This window comes from Kitasatospora sp. NPDC087861 (assembly GCF_044742585.1).
In the GTDB taxonomy this organism is placed as follows: Bacteria; Actinomycetota; Actinomycetes; order Streptomycetales; family Streptomycetaceae; genus Kitasatospora.
Genome location: NZ_JBIUUS010000010.1, coordinates 101,263 through 119,277, shown reverse-complemented (window position 1 = coordinate 119,277; position 18,015 = coordinate 101,263). Strand labels below are relative to the sequence as shown.

Below are 18,015 nucleotides of genomic sequence, written 5' to 3'. Positions count from 1 at the left end.
TCACCTCAGGGCGGCGTCAGCACGCCCCGAGGTCGCTCCAGACACCCCACGCGCCGCTGGCCGCGGGGTCGTCGCCCTTGGTCCACCACTTGTTCTGGTAGTAGTGGCCCTTCCACGACACCTTGGTGGTGGTCGCGTAGGCGGTGCCCGCGTCCCAGCTCGGGGCGGCCGTGCAGGCGCCCGAGGTCGGGGTGGCGGTCGCGGTGGCCGTGGCCGTGGCGGTCGGTGAGGCCGTCGCGGTCGCGGTCGGTGAGGCCGTCGGAGAAGCCGTCGCGGTAGCGGTAGGCGTGGGGGTCGGCGTCGGGGTCGGTGTGCCGCCGTCCACCGCGCCCCGGGTCAGGTCGCCCTTGAGCCCGTACAGCGTCCCGTTCACGTTGACCGTCCAGTTCGACGGGGTCGAGACCGGCAGGTAGTAGACGAAGTCCAGGTCCACCGAGGCGCCCGGCGCCAGCGACTGCCAGCCCGGCAGCTTGACCGACACCCGGTTGTAGGTGCCCTTCAGACCGCCCACGTTGCCCGGACCGGGGTTGTCCTGCCGGATGACCTGGAGGCCGAAGCCGGACTGGTCCTTGGCGTTGCCCGGAGCCGAGTTGCCGTAGTCGAACTGGAACTCGGTGCCGCCCGGCAGGGTCGTCGTCGAGTTGTTGACGATGTGGATCTTCGGGTTGATCGGGTAGTTCGAGTCGCCCAGCGCGAAGTTGGTGAACGACACGTCGATCGGCAGGGTCTGCTGCGGCAACGTGATCGTCGAACGGGTCGCGCCGTACGGCGTGGCCGCCTTGAACTTGTCGTACATCAGCGAGGTCAGCGTCGAGCCCGGCACGTACTCGCCCTTGCCGCCGTTGGCGGCCGCGTCCCACGTGTAGTCGCCCGCGAGCTCCCAGATCATCGCGCCGCCGGCGCCCTGGTCGACGATGTAGTCCGCCTTGGCGCCCACCGACTGCTCGTCCTCGGTGGAGAGGAACACCTTCTTGGCGTCGTTCCACAGCCACGGCGCCACCAGGGCGCTGCTGTAGTTGCGGGCGTAGGTGCCCTGCAGCGCGGTGTCACTCACGCCGTACTTGGCCAGGTAGTCGGGCAGGATGCCCTTCTCCAGGTTCTTCGCGTGCCACATCGGGTTCGACCCGGCCGGGGACTCCTTGCCCGCGTCGTCCTTGTCGTTCCAGATGTTGTCGATGCCGACCGCGCCGTCACCGCAGGAGGTCAGGCCGGAGCCGACCGGGCAGGCGGTCGCCGCGGCCGTGCCCCAGAGGCCGTTGGTGCCGCCGGTGACGTTCTTGAAGCCGCGGGTGTAGTACGGCAGGCCGACGTTGATCCGGCCGCCCGGCATCGCGCCGCGGAAGTAGTGGTACGACCAGTCGGCGTTCAGGTAGCCGATGCCGCCGTACTGGCCGGTGCCGTACACGTTGGCCGCCGCCAGCTCGCCGTCCTTGCCGTCGTCGAACAGCGAGGCGTTCGGGCCGACGTACTTGTTCCAGGCGCCGTGCAGGTCGTACGACATGATGTTGACGTAGTCCAGGTACTGCGCCACCTGGAAGGTCTCCATGCCGCGCAGCAGGTAGCCGGACGACGGGGCCGCGACCGACAGCAGGTAGTGCCTGCCGTCGGCGGCGCCGGCCCGGTCCAGGTTCTCGCGCAGCGTCTTCATCAGCGCCGCGTAACCCTTCGCCAGCGAACCGCGCTTGGAGTTGGCGAGCTGCCAGTCCAGCGGGTTGCCGGCGTCCTTCATCGAGGTCGGGTACTCGTAGTCGATGTCGACGCCGTTGAAACCGTACTTGCGGATGAAGTCGACGGACGAGGCCGCGAAGGTGTCGATGCCGGCCTGGTTGACGCTGCCGTCCGGGTTGACGGTCATCGAGTAGAAGCCGCCGGTGTTGACGCGCTTGCCGTCGTCCCCGAAGTAGCCGCCGGTCTCGGTCCAACCGCCCACCGAGATCAGGGTCTTGACGTTCGGGTACTGCTTCTTGAACTTCGTCAGCAGGTTGAAGTGGCCCTTGTAGGGCAGCGTCGGGTCCAACTCGGCGCCGGGCACGCCCGGGAAGGAGATGCCGGTGGCCTCGTTGGTCGGGCCGTCGGTGCCGACCAAGAGCTTGTTGTCGCCGCCGACGTGGCCGAACGCGTAGTTCAGATGGGTGACCTTGTCCCAGGGGATGTCGTTCACCAGGTAGGGCTGGTCGCCGTTCTTGCCGGTGCGCCAGCCGGTGAAGTAGCCGATGATGCGGCGCTGGTGGTCCGCGCCCATCTTCTCGCGGCCGCCGGTGTCGTAGACGGAGCAGTACGGGACGTCCACCCCGGGCGTCTGGTACAGGCCGTCGGGGCGACAGGCCCCGTTGTCGACGGTCGCGGACGCCTGCGAGGGCGCCGCGCCCAGCGTCGCCAGCAGCAGGCCGGCCAGGCCGGCCGCCGCCAGCGAGGCCACGCCCGCCCGGGCGGCCGGGCTCTTGCGGCGGTGGGCGGCGGTGGGACGCCGCGGCGCCGTGCTTCGGATCAACACTCGGTCCTCCGGGAGAGAGTGTCGGCGCGTGCCTGTGGGGGAGCACGCACGTGGGGGATTGCAATTGGCGCCGAAGCTATGTGGTCTGAACCACACAGGTCAATAGGTCTGTACCAATTGGCTATCAAACCCAAAACCCCGCCGGTCACCCCGCCGACGACAACAAGTCACCCCCTGGCCGAAACCCCGCCACCCGTCACCGAATCCCCCGCCGATCGTTGCCCCATCCGGGAGAGGGGCGAACGACTGCCCCAAGGGGAACACCCATGCCGATCAAGTACACCCGCGACCTGCTCGCCTCGCTCGCGGCCGAATCCAGCAGCGTGAACGACATGATGCGCAAGCTCGGCGTGCCGATGGCCGGCGGCACGCACAGCTACCTCAGCAAGCGCCTCAGGCACTACGGGATCGACACCTCGCACTTCAACGAGGGCAGGCCCGACTACGGGCGCCGCCGGTACCCGCGCGAGATCCTCGCCGAGGCCGCGGCGAACAGCGACAGCATCAACGGGATGATGACCTACCTGGGCGTCACCCCGTACGACAGCCTCTACTCGTACCTGAAGAGGCGCCTGGCCGAATTCGGCATCGACACCGCGCACTTCACCTTCAGGGGCGACGGCCGCAACCGGGCCGAAGCCGTCCCCCGGGACACCTTGGCGCAGGCCGTGGCCACCCACCGCAGCATCCGCGGCGTGATCCTCGCCCTCGGCATGACCGACTGTGGCAGCTCGCGAACGCTGGTGCGGGAGGCCATCGCCGTCCACCGACTCGACACCAACCACTTCACGGGAAGGGCCCACAACAAGGGGCTCAAGACCGGGCCACGACGCACTGCGGAGGAGCTACTGGTGCGACGCTCGCCAGGCAGCCAACGTGTCCCGGGCGAACGGCTTCGCGCCATGCTCGTCCACATCGGACATCCCGACGTCTGCGAGCTGTGCAGCACACCCCCGACCTGGCTCGGACGGCCCATGACCCTGGAGGTCGACCACATCAACGGTGACTGGCTGGACAACAGGCGGGAGAACCTCCGGCTGCTCTGCCCCAACTGTCACTCCATCACGCCGACCTACTGCGGCCGGAACAGGAACCGCGAAGCACCCACCAGGAGTACCGCCGCCTGAGAGGACGGCCAGCCGGAAAGGTGGCCCCACCCGGAGCCACCAACCGGTAGGCTTGCCAGGGCATGCGCCCGTACTCCAGCTGGCTAGAGAGGTACGGTTTAGGTCCGTATTGTCGTGGGTTCGAGTCCCACCGGGCGTACTCGGCAAAACGGCCCGCTGACCTTCGAATCGAAGGGCAGCGGGCCATCGCCGCTCCTGCGGTCCCTCAGCCCAGGAGGTCCTTCACCACCGGGGCCAGGGCGCGGAAGGCGTGGCCGCGGTGGCTGATGGCGTTCTTCTCGGCGGGGGTGAGTTCGGCGCAGGTGCGGGTCTCGCCGAGGGGCTGGAGGATCGGGTCGTAGCCGAAGCCGCCGTCGCCGGAGGGGGCGGTGCGCAGGGTGCCGAGGAGACGGCCCTCGACGACGCGCTCGGTGCCGTCGGGGAGGGCGAGGGCGGCGGCGCAGAAGAAGTGGGCGCCGCGGTGCGGGTCGGCGATGTCGGAGAGCTGGGCGAGCAGCAGGTCGAGGTTGGCGCGGTCGTCACCGTGCTTGCCGGCCCAGCGGGCGGAGAAGATGCCGGGGGCGCCGTTGAGGACGTCGACGCAGAGGCCGGAGTCGTCGGCGACGGCGGGCAGGCCGGTGGCGCGGGCGAGGGCGTGGGCCTTGAGGAGGGCGTTCTCGGCGAAGGTGACGCCGGTCTCGGGGACGTCCGGGATCTCGGGGTAGGCGTCGGCGCCGACGAGTTCGACGTCCAGGCCGGCCTCGCCGAGGATGGCGCGGAGTTCGGCGACCTTGTGCTGGTTACGGGTGGCGAGGATCAATCGGGTGGACATATCGCCCACCCTATCCGGAGCCGTCCGGGCGTCAGCCGGTGCAGACCGAGGTGAGGTTGCCGGCCGCGTCGCCGAGCGGCTTGAGGTCGGGGACCTCCTTCTTGTCGACGGCCTGCTGGACCTTGTCGGCCTGCTTCTGCAGGTCGGCGACGGCCTTGGCGACGTCGGTGTTCTTGGAGTTCCTGCCGACCTGGTCGAGGTCGTTCTTCAGCTTCTGCAGCGCCTTCCCGGCGGCCGCCGAGTCGTTGCTCGCGTTGCCGTAGGCGCTGGTGACGTCGGCGAGGTCGCCGGTGATCTTGACCGCCGTGTTCCCGCAGTCGATCGCCTTCTGCGCCGCGGAGCAACTGACCATGCTGAGTGGGAGGATCGCGATCAGGCCGGCCACGGCGAGAGCGGCGGGACGGGCGATGCTCGACGGCATCCGGACCTCCTGTGGGGCGCGCGGGTTCCGTGGGACGGGACGCGCGCCGGGGGGTGCGCGGTTCCCGCAGCAGGGGTGCTGCGGGAACCGTACGGGTTCGGGGCCCGGCCTGTACAGCAGCGCGTACACCCGGTTCCACGGCACCGTGGGCCGAACGGGTTCAGCCCTCCAGGGCCTTGCGCTGGATCTCGTCGAGCTCGGCGCAGCCGAGGGTGCCGAGGTCGAGCAGCCGGTCGAGCAGGGCGCGGTCGAAGGGGGCGCCTTCGGCGGTGCCCTGGACCTCGACGAAGCGGCCGTCGGAGGTGCAGACGATGTTCATGTCGGTCTCGGCGCGGACGTCCTCCTCGTACTGGAGGTCGAGCATCGGGGCGCCGTCGATGATGCCGACGCTGACCGCGCTGACGCCGCCGGTGATGGGCTGGCCCTTGGCGCGCAGGAGCTTCTTGTCGCGGGCCCAGGCGACGGCGTCGGCGAGGGCGACGTAGGCGCCGGTGATGGCGGCGGTGCGGGTGCCGCCGTCGGCCTGGAGGACGTCGCAGTCGAGGACGATGGTGTTCTCGGCGAGGGCGCGGTGGTCGACGACGGCGCGCAGCGAGCGGCCGATGAGCCGGCTGATCTCGTGGGTGCGGCCGCCGATGCGGCCCTTGACGGCCTCGCGGTCGCCGCGGGTGTTGGTGGCGCGCGGGAGCATGGAGTACTCGGCGGTGACCCAGCCTTCGCCGCTGCCCTTGCGCCAGCGGGGGACGCCCTCGGTGACGCTGGCGGTGCACAGCACCTTGGTGTCGCCGTAGGAGATGAGGACGGATCCTTCGGCGTGCTTGCTCCAGCCCCGTTCGATGGTGATGGGGCGGAGCTGGTCGGGGGTGCGGCCGTCGATGCGTGACATAGGCACTGAGCGTAGTCGCTCGGGGTGGGTGTCCCGGCTGCGGCTCGGGCGGTCGCGGTACGCCTCGGCCCGCCGTTCCCCGGTGGGGCGGCGGGCCGTGGAGTGGGGTGAGCCCGGCGGCTCAGCTCACATCATGTCCTCGATGTCGGCGGCGATCGGGTCAGCGTCGGTGCCGATGACGACCTGGATCGCGGTGCCCATCTTGACGACGCCGTGGGCGCCGGCGGCCTTGAGGGCGGCCTCGTCGACCAGGGCGGCGTCCTTGACCTCGGTGCGCAGGCGGGTGATGCAGCCCTCGACCTCTTCGATGTTGTCGATCCCGCCCAGACCGGCGACGATCTTCTCAGCCTTGCTGGCCATCTGATTTTCTCCCTCTGTCTCGGCCCGCCGGCCGCTCTGCCGGGTGCCGTCCTGCGCTGTGCTGGGGTGTCCGCCGGCCGGTGGCCGGCGAGGTCGGGTGCCGGTGCTGACGCGGGTTCAGCTGCGGTCGTGCTGCCGGGCAGCGCGACAAGCATGACCCGCTCCGGTCCGATCTGCCACGTTAGTCCACTTTTGGCCCAGTCCGGCGCGCACGGTCCCGACCGTCGCCAGAGGATGACGATCAGCGGGGTTCGCGCCCGGCGTGCGGCCTGCGTCCCAAAGTGGTCTACACCAATATATGTGTACCCCGATGAACGCGGAAAGGACCCCGGGTGTTCCAGGGCCCTGCCCGAGGGTCTCGCGAGGGGCCACCGGCCGGCAACCGCTCCCGGAGGGCGACGGATGAGTTCGGCAGGCGCCACGGCCCCGCAGAAAGTGTGGTGGCACTCCTTCTACGGCGGCCTCCAGAAGATGGGACGCTCGCTCCAGCTGCCGGTGGCGGTGCTGCCCGCGGCCGGCATCCTCAACCGGCTCGGCCAGCCCGACGTCTTCGGCAAGGACGGCCTCGGCTGGACCGACGTCGCGAAGGTCTTCGCCTCGGCGGGCGGCGCGCTGCTCGACTCCTCGTTCGGCCTGCCGATGCTGTTCTGCGTCGGCGTCGCGATCGGCATGGCGAAGAAGGCGGACGGTTCGACGGCGCTGGCCGCCGTAGTGGGCTTCCTGGTGTACTACAAGGTCCTGCACGCCTTCCCCGAGAGCTGCAAGGCCGGGACGGTCCTGGTCCAGGACGCGTGGACCGGCCAGTGCGTGGACTACGGCTCGGCCAAGGCGGCGGCCGCGACGTACCAGAACCCGGGCGTGCTGGGCGGCATCGTCATCGGACTGCTGTCGGCCTGGCTCTGGGTCCGGTTCCACCGCACCAAGCTGGTCGACTGGCTGGGCTTCTTCAACGGCCGCCGCCTGGTGCCGATGATCACCGCCGTGGTGGGCCTGGCCGTCGCCTGCGTCGCACTCGGGGTCTGGCCGCCGATCGGCCGCGGGCTCAACGACTTCAGCCAGACCCTGGCCGACCTGGGCGCGGGCGGCGCCGGCATCTTCGGCCTGTTCAACCGCGCACTGCTGCTGATCGGCATGCACCAGCTGCTGAACACCTTCGTCTGGTTCCAGTTCGGCGAGTTCATCAAGCCGGACGGCACCATCGTGCACGGCGACATCCCGCGCTTCCTGGCGGGCGACCCGACGGCCGGCCAGTTCCAGTCCGGATTCTTCCCGATCATGATGTTCGCGCTGCCGGCCGCCGGTCTGGCGATCGCGCACGCGGCGAAGCCGCACCGCCGCAAGGAGATCTACGGCCTGATGCTCTCGGTCGGCCTGACCTCCTTCGTGACGGGCGTCACCGAACCGCTGGAGTACTCCTTCGCCTACATCGCCCCGGCCCTGTACGGCGTGCACGCGGTGCTGACGGGCGTCTCGATGGCGGTGACCTGGGGGCTCGGGGTGCACGACGGCTTCAGCTTCTCGGCCGGCCTGATCGACTACGTGATCAACTGGGGGCTGGCCACCAAGCCGTGGCTGATCATCCCCATCGGGCTCTGCTTCGCCGTGGTGTACTACGCGCTCTTCCGGTTCATCATCATCAAATTCGACCTGAAAACACCGGGGCGGGAGGACGAGAGCGAGGTCGAGGACGTCACCAAGATCTGAAACCGAGCGTCATCCGGGATCACCCGCAATGGCCTCCGGACCCGTCGGCCCGGGGGCCTTCGGCATTTCCGGAAAGGACCAACGGCCCGACCTGAAAACAATTCCGATATCGACCGCGCGCATTCCCGGGCCGGGCCGCCCACCGGGCCGGGAGGGGTCATCGGCGCCGGAGCCGCCCGGCCCGGGCGGCTCCGGAGGGGGCGGGGCCGGGTGGCACCGGGGTGGGGGCGTGGCATCACCGGGGGTTTTACGACACCGCCGCTCCCGACCGCCCCGCACCGGTTCCCGAATGCCTTCTTCCAGGTTCCGGTCCGTTTTCCGGTCCGCGCCCACCCCGATCGCGACGTTCGGCCCCGTCGGCCGCCACCGCTCCGATCGCTCGCGCCGTCCGCCCCGAGCGCCGCGAGGTCGCCCCGGGGGCGACGGCGGTCGCCCCCGCCGTCCGACCCGACTCCGCCCGGCCGAGGACCCCGCACCCCGCCCGTTCGCCCACCTCCGGACCCCGCCCCGGAGCCCGCCCCGGAGCCCGGTCCCGCGGCCTCGGGCGGGGCCGGGCCTTTTGTTGCGCAAATAGCCAAAATCCCAATCACGGCGGTAATCATGATCGCCGTTCCGCACCTAGGTTTCGATTTCATAGCACTTCCCGGCGGTGGCCCTTTCCGGGGTTCCCCCCCTTCTCCACCCGTGCTACAAAACTGGTCTACACCACACGTGGTGTAGACCAGTTCGCGGTTCGGCCCCCTGTGCCCCTCCCCCGACCGCCATGCCGTTAGGAAGCCCACCCCATGAGTCAGTCAGCGCAGGCACCGGCGCCCGCCACGGCTCCGGCCACGCCAAGCCCCGCCAAGAAGTTCGGCCAGAACCTCCTGCAGGGCCTGCAGAAGATCGGCCGCAGCCTCCAGCTGCCCATCGCCGTGCTCCCCGCCGCCGGTCTGCTGATGCGCCTCGGCCAGGACGACGTGTTCGGCAAGGACGGCCTCGGTTGGGACAAGGTCGCCGCGGTGTTCAACACCGCCGGCAGCGGGGTCTTCGACAACCTCCCGCTGCTGTTCGCGGTGGGCATCGCGATCGGCTTCGCCAAGAAGGCGGACGGCTCCACCGCCCTCGCCGCCCTGGTCGGCTTCCTGGTCTACAAGAACGTGCTGACCGCGTTCCCGATCACCGAGGGCCACATCGCCGACGGCAAGTGGGTCGCCCCGACCTACCAGAACCCGGGCGTGCTCGGCGGCATCGTGATCGGTCTGCTGGCCGCCGTGCTGTGGCAGAAGTACCACCGCACCAAGCTGGTCGACTGGCTCGGCTTCTTCAACGGCCGCCGTCTGGTGCCGATCCTGATGGCCTTCGTCGGCACCGCCGTCGGCGTGGTGTTCGCCCTGGCCTGGGGCCCGGTCGGCGACGCCATCAAGAGCCTGAACGACACCCTGATCGGTGCCGGCGCGCTCGGCGCGGGCGCCTTCGGCCTGGTCAACCGCGGTCTGCTGCCGGTCGGCATGCACCAGTTCGTGAACTCCTACGCCTGGTTCCAGACCGGTGACTTCACCAAGGCCGACGGCACGGTCGTGCACGGCGACATCCCGCGCTTCTTCGCCGGCGACCCGACCGCCGGCCAGTTCATGTCGGGCTTCTTCCCGATCATGATGTTCGCGCTGCCCGCCGCCGCGCTGGCGATCGCCCACGCCGCCAAGCCGCACCGCCGCAAGGCCGTCCTCGGCATGATGATGTCGCTGGCCCTGACCTCCTTCGTCACCGGTGTCACCGAGCCGATCGAGTTCGCCTTCGTCTTCATCGCACCGGCCCTGTACGTCATCCACGCGGTGCTCACCGCCGTCTCGATGGCCGTCACCTGGGCGCTCGGCGTGCACGACGGCTTCACCTTCTCGGCCGGCCTGATCGACTACGCGCTGGCCTGGAGCAAGGCCACCGACCCGTGGATGATCATCCCGATCGGCCTGGTCTTCGCCGCGCTGTACTACTTCCTCTTCCGCTTCGCGATCACCAAGTTCAACCTCAAGACCCCCGGTCGCGAGGACGACGACGAGATCGAGGACGTGACCAAGGCCTGAGGCCCCGCCCGTCCGCACACCACGACCCCGCCCCGCCGCTGCTCCCCCAGCGGCGGGGCGGGGTCGTCGCGTATCCCGATCCGGGGCGGGGCCGTCATGCGTCCCGATCCAGGTCGGTGGGGACAGCGGTTGCGGCGGGAACGGCGGTTGACGAACCGGCGGGGGCACTGGTCAACTGAAGCGGTGAACGCCTCGTGCCCGCTGGTGACCCGCAGCCACATCGACTTCGGTCGCGTGTGGTCCGCGGCGTGTCGCGGCTGAACCGACCGTTCCCCCCGCCGCCGCCCGGCTGACGTCCCGCCCGGCGCCGCTCCTCCCCTCCCGCCCGCGCGGGCCCCGCCCGCCTCCGGGCCGTCACCGCGCACCCGCGCGCGGCCGCACGCACCCGCACACCCCTGTGCGCGTCCGCCGGCGTCGCCCGCACGCGTCCGCACGAGGAAAGTCAGGCCCCTCCATGCCCCGCCCACTGCACCTCTCCGCCGCCCTGGACAGCCCCGGCCACGTCGACGCCGGGCACTACGCCGCCCTCGCCCGCCTCGCCGAACGGGCCGCCCTCGACTTCGTCACCCTCGACGACTCCTTCACCCCCGAACCGCGCCGCCCCGACGCCCTCGCCACCCTCGCCCGGATCGCCCCGCTGACCGAGCGGGTCGGGCTGGTGCCCACCGTCACCACCACCCACACCGAGCCGTTCCACACCTCGATCTCGGTCAACACCCTGGACTGGGTGAGCCGGGGCCGGGCCGGCTGGCTGGTCGGCGTCTCCGCGACCGAGGCCGAGGCGAAGGCCTTCGGCCGCCGCCCGACCGCCCCCGCCGACGCGCTCTGGGCCGAGGCGGCCGACGCCGCCGAGGTCGCCGCCCGGCTCTGGGACAGCTGGGAGGACGACGCGGAGATCCGCGACGCCGCCACCGGGCGGTTCATCGACCGCGACAAGCTGCACTACATCGACTTCGAGGGCGCGCACTTCTCCGTCCGCGGCCCGTCCATCACCCCGCGCCCGCCGCAGGGCCGCCCGGTCGTCTCGGTGCCGGTGACCGCCGCCGACCTCGCCCCGGACGCCTCCCCCGGCGGGCGGGCCCGGGTCTCGACGGCGATCCGGTACGCGGACGTCGTGCTGCTCGACGCCCCCGACCACACCGCCCGGCTGACCGCCGCCACCGAACTGCGGCTGCGCGCCGGGGAGCACCTGCGCATCCTCGCCCGGACCGAGGCCGCCCTGCCCGACGCCGCCGCCGTCGAGCGCCTGCTCGCCGAGCTCGCCGCCACCGGCGCCGGGGTCGACGGCTTCCACCTCGTCCCCGCCGACCCGGGACGCGACCTGGCCGCACTCGCCGAGCGGGTCGTCCCGATCCTGCGTGCCAGGGGGCTGTTCCGCGCCGGGTACGCCGGCCGCACCCTGCGCGACCACCTCGGCCTGGCCCGCCCGGCCAGCCGCTACGCCGCCGGCCCTGCCGCCGCCACCGACTCCGCCGGCCCCGCCGCTCTCGCCGAGGTGACCCGATGACGGACCGCCCGCTCAAGCAGATCCACCTCGCCGCGCACTTCCCGGGCGTCAACAACACCACGGTGTGGAGCGACCCGGCCTCCGGCAGCCACATCGAGTTCGACTCCTTCCGCCACCTCGCCGAAACCGCCGAGCGCGGGAAGTTCGACTTCTTCTTCCTCGCCGAGGGCCTGCGGCTGCGCGAGAACAAGGGCCGCATCCACGACCTGGACGTGGTCGGCCGCCCCGAGTCGATCACCGTGCTGAACGCGCTGGCCGCCGTCACCACCCGCCTCGGGCTGGCCGCCACCGTCAACGCCACCTTCAACGAGCCGTACGAACTGGCCCGCCGCTTCGCCTCGTTGGACCACCTCTCCGGCGGACGCGCGGCCTGGAACGTGGTCACCTCCTCGGACGCCTTCACCGGGGAGAACTTCCGCCGCGGCGGCTACCTCGACCGCGCCGACCGCTACACCCGGGCCGCCGAATTCGTCCAGTTGGCACGGGAGTTCTGGGACGGCGACGAGGAGACCGTCCGGCACCAGGGCCCGCAGTTCGACGTCGAGGGCCGGCTCTCGCTGCCCCGCCCGCCCCAGGGCCACCCGGTGGTCATCCAGGCCGGGGACTCCGACGAGGGCCGGGAGTTCGCCGCCGCGACCGCCGACGTCGTCTTCAGCCGGCACTCCACCCTCGCCGACGGCCAGGCCTTCCACGCGGACGTCAAACGCCGGCTCGCCGCGTACGGCCGCAAGCCGGACGAGCTGAAGATCATGCCCGGCGTCACCTTCACCCTCGGCGACACCGACGCCGAGGCCGCCGAACTCGCCGCCGAGACCCGCCGGGCCCAGGTCGGGGCGCCGACCGCGATCGCCTTCCTGGAACAGGTCTGGGGCATCGATCTGTCCGACCACGACCCGGACGGCCCGCTGCCCGCCGTCGACCCCGACCCCGGCAGCGCCCTGGCCCAGGGCCGGGTCCGGATCGGCGACCCGCTGGCCATCGCCGCCAGGTGGCGGACACTGGCGACCGAGAAGAAGCTCACCAGCCGTGAGCTGGTCATCGAGGTGACCGGCCGACAGTCCTTCATCGGCTCCCCCGCGACGGTCGCCGAGCAGATCGACTTCTTCGTGCAGAACGACGCGGCGGACGGCTTCATCCTCGTCCCCCACCTGACCCCGGGCGGCCTCGACACCTTCGTCGACCGCGTGGTGCCGCTGCTCCAGGAACGCGGGGTGTTCCGCACCGACTACAGCGGGACGACCCTGCGCGAGCACCTCGGCCTCCCGCTCCCCGGCCGGCGCTGACACCAGCCGGCGCCCAGAGCTTGTCTCACAACTCGCGCGCGGCGGGAATTGTGAGCGGCGGTGCCCGGTCGGGGGCTTCCGATCGGCGAGACGGCTCCGCACGGAGTCCATGGCTCGGGACGGCGTTTCCGCTCCCGGTCATGGCCGGTTCCGGTCGTCCCCGGCGGGCTACCTGCGGCGCGGCGGCCCGCAGGATGGCGGCATGGCTCCTCCCGAAGCTTCGACGATCTGGTTGGACGGCGCCCTGGTGCCCTGGCACGAGGCCCGGGTGCACGTCCTCACGCACGGCCTGCACCACGGCACGGGGGGTACTGGAGGGCACCCGGGTGTTCGCCACCGCGGACGGTCCGGCGGTGTTCCGACTGTCCGAGCACCTGCGCCGACTGGACCGCAGCACCCGCGTGATCCGGATGGAACTCCCGTACGGCACGGACGACTTGGCCAAGGCGACGGTGGACCTGGTGCGCGCCGACAGCCACCGGGCCCGCTATCTGCGGCACTTCGCGTTCCCGGGCTACGGCTCGGTGGGCGAGTGCACCGGGGAGAACGTGTTCGCCGCCCGCGACGGGGTGCTGCGCACGCCGCCGACCAGCGCGGGAGCCCTGGAGGGCATCACCCAGGACACCGTGCTGACGCTGGCCCGCGACCTCGGTCTGCCGGTCCGGGTGGAGGGCCTGCTGCGCTCGGACCTGTACGCGGCGGACGAGCTGTTCGTCTGCGGGGCGGCGGCCGGGGTCGTCCCGGTCCGCTCGCTCGACGACCGCGAGCTGCCGACGGCCCCCGGCCCGGTCACCACCCGCCTGCGCGAGGCGTACGCGGCCGCGGTCTCGGGCGCCGACCCGCGCTACCGGCACCGGCTGACCCCGGTGGGTTGAGCGGGTGCCCGCTCCGCCCGGGCGGGGCGGAGCGGGCGGTGGTCGCCGGGCGTCAGACGGAGCGGCGGCGGCGCCGGAGCAGGGCGAACGTGGCGGTGCCGGCGCCGAGCAGCATCGCGGAAGCGCCCGCGATGACGCCGGTGCGGTCCCGGTCCGCGCCCGTGCCGGCCAGCCGGTCGGCCGGAGCGGGCGCGGCCCCGGTGCCGGACGGGGCGGGTGCGGCAGCGGTCGGCGTGGCCGTCACGCTCGGCGCCGCAGCGGGGGCGGGCGGGGTCGCCGGGGCGGTGGTGACGTCGGCGGCCGGCTTCGGCGCGTGGGCGGGCGCCGGGTTCTTCGCCTTCGGCCCGGCCGGGGCGGCGTCGGTGCCGGCGGTACCGGTGCCGGCCGGGGCCTGCGGTCCGGCGTCCACCGCGATCTGCACGTTCGCGGGGTCCGAGCACGTGGTGGTGCCGCGGAAGGGCTGGTCGAGCCCTTCGTTGACGAAGACGCAGGGATTCAGCCGGGTCATGCCCGCCGGCATGTCGGCGGGGTAGCTCACCCGTACCCGCCTGGTCGTCGTGCTGTCGGGCCCGACCGAGGAGTCCCGGCCGCCCAGGTGGAAGCCCACTATTCCTTCGTCCGCCGCTCCCGGGGACACCGGGGTGAGCGCGGTCCAGCCACCGTCGGCGCCGCGCATCTCCAGCTTGGCGCGCTTGTCCGTGAAGAGCACGTTGCCGACGTTGACGTAGGCCGACGGGGTCGGGTTCTTCAGCACCGCGTCGAACTCGATCGGCGCACCGCCCGCGATGGCCATCCGCGGCACTCCGGCGATGCCGTTGGAGATCGTGCCCACCGCGATCCGATGGGTGTCCTGAACCGGCGGGTCGACCGGGTGGTCCAGCCGCCATCCCTTGACCTCCGAACGGAGCGTGAGGACCGGGCCGACGCCCCCGTTGCTCGCACCGTCGTGCGGCGTGCCCATGGGCGCGCCGAGGCGCAGGTGGACGTCCGCTCCGCCCGGCATGACGAGGATCTTCCCGGCCTGGGCCGTGTAGACGATCCGGTCCTCCTCGGTACGCTGCTCCAGCGGCAGGTCCTCCCAGTTGCCGCCGGCGAAGTCGTTGCGGTACGCGAGGCTGAGCGCGTGCTGCGGCGCCCCGATGCCGGTCTCGACCGCCAGTTCCAGTACGACGGCGAAGCCCTGGTCCCCCGGGTTGGCGATGGTCTCGGTGAACTCGACCGGCTCGCCCGCGGCGCCGATCATCGCCGGCGCGTGGACGGTGAGGCTCAGCGGCCCGGCGTCGGCGAACGCCGGGGCTGCGGTGACGGTACCGCCGGCGACGAGCCCGGCGGTGAGGACGAGGGCCGGAACAACGCCCCGGACCTGGCGCAGGGCACGGTTGATCTGTCGCATGGGAATCCCCCCTGGATTTCCTCCCGGGTCGGCGAGGCCGAGGCCGGGCAGCACGAAGTAAGCCTGGTGACTGGTGTGATGGCGGCCGCGCCCGACGGGCCGGCCGGTCGAGCGGCTCCCCTCGCCGCTCACTCACATAGACGTGCGGGGGCCGGGAAGGTTGCAGGTGGTGCCAAGAGCTTTTCCGGAACCTCGCCCGGCACCTCGGAAATGACCGCCGACCAGGTCAGATCAGGTACACCGCGCCGGCCCGGGCGACCTCGACGGGGCCGGCGTAGACGGCGGCGGCGTCGCGGCGGTTGTGTTCGGCGTCGGTCCACGGCGGGATGTGGGTGAGGACGAGCCGGCGGACTCGGGCGGCGGCGGCGTGCTCGCCGGCCTCCCGGCCGTTGAGGTGGACGGCCTGGTAGGTGTCCCGGCCGTCGATGTAGGCGGCCTCGCAGAGGAACAGGTCGGCGTCGCGGGCGAGTTCGACGAGTTCGGCGCTCTCACCGGTGTCGCCGGAGTAGACCAGCGCGCGACCGCCGTGTTCGAGCCGGAAGGCGAAGGCGTCGACGGGGTGGTTGACCTGGGCGACCTCGATCCGGAACGGGCCGAGGTCGAAGGCGCCGGGGGTGAGGGTGTGGAAGTCGAAGACCTCCTTCATCCCCGGGTTCTCCGGCATGTCGTAGGCGCGGGCGAGCCGTTCGGCGGTGCCGTCCGGGCCGTAGACGGGCATCGGGTCGGGGCAGCCCTCGGCGCGGTAGTTGCGGGCGACCCAGTAGGCGCACATGTCGATGCAGTGGTCGGCGTGCAGGTGGCTGAGCAGGACGGCGTCGACCTCGTAGAGGCTGACGTACTTCTGCAGGGCGCCGAGGGCGCCGTTGCCGAGGTCGAGCACGACGCGGTAGCCGTCGGCCTCGACGAGGTAGCTGGAGCAGGGGGAGTCGGCGGACGGGAAGCTCCCCGAGCACCCCACCACGGTCAGTTTCATCCGAGCCCCTCCGCCCCGACACGTCCTGGCTGCTGCTGGAAAACGGCAGGCCGGGCCGGTCGACCGGCCAGTAGCACTGCTTCGCGTGTCGAGAGTAAGGGCGGAGCGGCACTTTGCCCCCGTCCCCGTGCCGGGCTGTGGCTGGAATCACCAGAACGCCGGGGCGGGGGCGGGGCGTCGGTTCGGGTGCCGCCGGGTCAGCGGTGGCGGGGCCGGTTGCGGGCCCAGGCCCTGATCGTGCCGGGGTACCAGCGGGGGTGACCGCTGCCGTCGACGACGTCCGGCTCGGGCAGTAGCCCGTGCCGCCGGTAGTTGCGGACGGTCTCGGCCTGGACGTTGATGTGGCGGGCGATCTCGGCGTAGGACCACAGGTCGGTGCTGCGGCTCACGGGTGACCTCCGGGGGTGTGGGGGCGTTCGCGAGCAGCCTTTCCGGGCACCGGTGGTCACTCCGTCGCGGAACGGACTTCGTGGTCATTCCGTGACGAACTGGGAGCAGGGTGCGGACAAATGCCCAACTGCCACGGTGGTCACGGTGGTGGGGGACCTCGCGGGCCCGGTACGGTCGGCGGCATGACTGGCATCTGGGTGGCCCTGGCGGCGGCGGGCGTCGTCCTGCTGGCCTTCGTCGTGTCGGCGCTGGTCCGGCGGGGCCGGCCGGCACCGGCACCGTCCGCGCCGCGGCCGCGGCCGGCGAAGGGGCGTCCGGCACCGGCGCCGCAGGAGATCTGGTGGGCGGAGGTGCCGTTCGAGGACGGCCCGGGGGCGAAGGACCGCCCGTGCCTGGTGCTGCGGGTGCACGGCCGCACCGCCACCGTCGCGAAGATCACCAGCAAGCACCACGCCGACCGCCCGGGCGTGCTGCCGCTGCCGCCCGGTTCGGTGGGCGACCGCCAGGGCCGGACCAGCTGGCTGGAGACCGACGAGCTGCGTGAGGTGCCGCTGTCGGCGTTCCGCCGCCGGGCCGGCGCGGTGGACGGGCAGATCTGGGCCCGCGCCCAGCGTGCGGCCAAGGCCGGTTAGCACCGGGCGGGTTGGAGCCGGGCCGGGTTGGAGCCGGGCCAGGTGGGACTACGCCCAGAGCTGGCCCTGCAGCGCCTCGACGGCCGCCTCGGTGGACTCCGCCGTGTAGATGCCGGTGGACAGGTACTTCCAGCCGCCGTCGGCGACCACGAACACGATGTCCGCGCGCTCCCCGGCCGCCGCGGCCTTGCGGCCGACGCCGATCGCGGCGTGCAGGATGGCCCCGGTCGAGACGCCCGCGAAGATCCCCTCCTGCTGGAGGAGTTCGCGGGTGCGGCGGACGGCGTCCGCGGAGCCGACCGAGAACCGGGTGGTGAGCACCTCGGCGTCGTACAGCTCGGGGACGAAGCCCTCGTCGAGGTTGCGCAGCCCGTACACCAGGTCGTCGTAGCGGGGTTCGGCGGCGACGATCCGCACGCCGGGGACCTTCTCGCGCAGGAAGCGGCCGACGCCCATCAGGGTGCCGGTGGTGCCGAGGCCGGCCACGAAGTGGGTGACGGTCGGCAGGTCGGCGAGGATCTCGGGGCCGGTGGTGGCGTAGTGGGCGCCCGCGTTGTCGGGGTTGCCGTACTGGTAGAGCATGACCCAGTCCGGGTGCTCGGCGGCGATCTCCTTGGCGATCCGGACGGCGGTGTTGGAGCCGCCGGCGGCCGGGGAGGGGATGATCTCGGCGCCCCACATGCGCAGCAGCTCGCGCCGTTCCTCGCTGGTGTTCTCGGGCATCACGCAGACCATCCGGTAGCCCTTGAGCTTGGCGGCCATGGCGAGCGAGATGCCGGTGTTGCCGCTGGTGGGCTCCAGGATGGTGCAGCCGGGGGTGAGCCGGCCGGCGGCCTCGGCGCGCTCGATCATGTGCAGCGCGGGGCGGTCCTTGATGGAGCCGGTGGGGTTGCGGTCCTCCAGCTTGGCCCACAGGGTCACCAGGCCGTCGGCGTTGCCGGGGACGGCGGCGGACAGCCGCGGCAGGCGGACCAGTGGGGTGTTGCCGACGGCTTCGAGCGGGCTGTCGTAACGCAAGGGAGGCCTCCGGCGTCGGCGGTGAGGGTGGGGAAGGGCGCTCCCCCGCCCGCTCCTCGCAACGGGCGGGTGGGGGAGC

General features: G+C 72.0%; 15 protein-coding genes, 1 tRNA gene and 1 pseudogene. 8 read left to right on the top strand and 9 right to left on the bottom strand.

Annotated elements, in window-relative coordinates:
* Positions 1-16: 16 nt before the first annotated feature.
* Positions 17-2,494 carry a chitinase C-terminal domain-containing protein gene (locus tag ACIOJE_RS16660; RefSeq protein WP_400776890.1) on the bottom strand — a complete coding sequence of 826 codons (2,478 nt, stop codon included), beginning with the start codon at positions 2,492-2,494 and terminating at the stop codon, positions 17-19.
* A gap of 266 nt (positions 2,495-2,760) precedes the next feature.
* Here ACIOJE_RS16660 and ACIOJE_RS16655 point away from each other — a divergent pair, with 266 nt between their 5' ends.
* Positions 2,761-3,621 (top strand): HNH endonuclease, encoded by an 861-nt coding sequence (locus ACIOJE_RS16655; protein WP_400776888.1) that lies wholly within the window; start codon positions 2,761-2,763, stop codon positions 3,619-3,621.
* Between the two features lie 64 nt (positions 3,622-3,685).
* Positions 3,686-3,760 (top strand) — tRNA-Leu (locus tag ACIOJE_RS16650).
* 66 nt (positions 3,761-3,826) lie between these two features.
* Here the strand turns inward: ACIOJE_RS16650 and rdgB are convergent.
* From rdgB to ACIOJE_RS16630, 4 genes and pseudogenes are all read right to left on the bottom strand, one after another.
* The gene (gene rdgB, locus ACIOJE_RS16645; protein WP_400674371.1) at positions 3,827-4,432 is read right to left on the bottom strand and encodes an RdgB/HAM1 family non-canonical purine NTP pyrophosphatase; all 606 of its coding nucleotides are present in this window, start codon (positions 4,430-4,432) and stop codon (positions 3,827-3,829) included.
* Between the two features lie 31 nt (positions 4,433-4,463).
* Complete coding sequence (locus ACIOJE_RS16640; RefSeq protein WP_280680010.1) at positions 4,464-4,853, bottom strand: hypothetical protein; 390 nt, start codon at positions 4,851-4,853, stop codon at positions 4,464-4,466.
* 160 nt (positions 4,854-5,013) lie between these two features.
* Positions 5,014-5,739, bottom strand: coding sequence for a ribonuclease PH (gene rph / locus ACIOJE_RS16635; RefSeq protein ID WP_280680012.1), 726 nt, complete (start codon positions 5,737-5,739; stop codon positions 5,014-5,016).
* 126 nt (positions 5,740-5,865) lie between these two features.
* A pseudogene (locus tag ACIOJE_RS16630) lies at positions 5,866-6,114 on the bottom strand (glucose PTS transporter subunit EIIB); the annotation flags it as partial.
* A 387-nt stretch (positions 6,115-6,501) separates the two neighbouring features.
* Between ACIOJE_RS16630 and ACIOJE_RS16625 the strand changes: the two are divergent.
* From ACIOJE_RS16625 to ACIOJE_RS16605, 5 genes are all read left to right on the top strand, one after another.
* Entirely contained in the window at positions 6,502-7,803 is a 1,302-nt protein-coding gene (locus ACIOJE_RS16625) for a PTS transporter subunit EIIC (protein ID WP_400776885.1), read from the top strand.
* Positions 7,804-8,588: 785 nt separating this feature from the next.
* Positions 8,589-9,866, top strand: coding sequence for a PTS transporter subunit EIIC (locus tag ACIOJE_RS16620; protein WP_280680016.1), 1,278 nt, complete (start codon positions 8,589-8,591; stop codon positions 9,864-9,866).
* Positions 9,867-10,320: 454 nt separating this feature from the next.
* Positions 10,321-11,373, top strand: coding sequence for an LLM class flavin-dependent oxidoreductase (locus ACIOJE_RS16615; RefSeq protein ID WP_400776884.1), 1,053 nt, complete (start codon positions 10,321-10,323; stop codon positions 11,371-11,373).
* Positions 11,370-12,656: an NtaA/DmoA family FMN-dependent monooxygenase gene (locus ACIOJE_RS16610; RefSeq protein ID WP_400776882.1), complete on the top strand. Its 1,287-nt coding sequence runs from the start codon at positions 11,370-11,372 to the stop codon at positions 12,654-12,656. The genes ACIOJE_RS16615 and ACIOJE_RS16610 overlap by 4 nt, the downstream gene beginning before the upstream one ends.
* A 326-nt stretch (positions 12,657-12,982) precedes the next feature.
* On the top strand, positions 12,983-13,531 hold the full coding sequence (locus ACIOJE_RS16605; protein ID WP_400776880.1) for an aminotransferase class IV: 549 nt from the start codon (positions 12,983-12,985) through the stop codon (positions 13,529-13,531).
* 52 nt (positions 13,532-13,583) lie between these two features.
* Here ACIOJE_RS16605 and ACIOJE_RS16600 read toward each other — a convergent pair whose 3' ends face one another.
* The 3 genes from ACIOJE_RS16600 to ACIOJE_RS16590 form a co-directional block, all read right to left on the bottom strand.
* Positions 13,584-14,924, bottom strand: coding sequence for a hypothetical protein (locus ACIOJE_RS16600; RefSeq protein ID WP_400776879.1), 1,341 nt, complete (start codon positions 14,922-14,924; stop codon positions 13,584-13,586).
* A 226-nt stretch (positions 14,925-15,150) separates the two neighbouring features.
* Positions 15,151-15,897: an MBL fold metallo-hydrolase gene (locus ACIOJE_RS16595; protein ID WP_280680026.1), complete on the bottom strand. Its 747-nt coding sequence runs from the start codon at positions 15,895-15,897 to the stop codon at positions 15,151-15,153.
* Between the two features lie 197 nt (positions 15,898-16,094).
* Positions 16,095-16,286 (bottom strand): MerR family transcriptional regulator, encoded by a 192-nt coding sequence (locus tag ACIOJE_RS16590; protein WP_280680028.1) that lies wholly within the window; start codon positions 16,284-16,286, stop codon positions 16,095-16,097.
* Positions 16,287-16,469: 183 nt separating this feature from the next.
* On the opposite strand from ACIOJE_RS16590, the gene ACIOJE_RS16585 reads away from it, so the two are divergent.
* Positions 16,470-16,919, top strand: a complete 450-nt coding sequence (locus tag ACIOJE_RS16585) for a type II toxin-antitoxin system PemK/MazF family toxin (protein WP_400776877.1) — start codon at positions 16,470-16,472, stop codon at positions 16,917-16,919.
* 48 nt (positions 16,920-16,967) lie between these two features.
* Here the strand turns inward: ACIOJE_RS16585 and ACIOJE_RS16580 are convergent, their stop codons facing one another.
* A complete protein-coding gene (locus ACIOJE_RS16580; RefSeq protein WP_280680032.1) occupies positions 16,968-17,936 on the bottom strand; it encodes a cysteine synthase in 969 nt (322 codons plus the stop codon).
* Between the last annotated feature and the right edge of the window lie 79 nt (positions 17,937-18,015).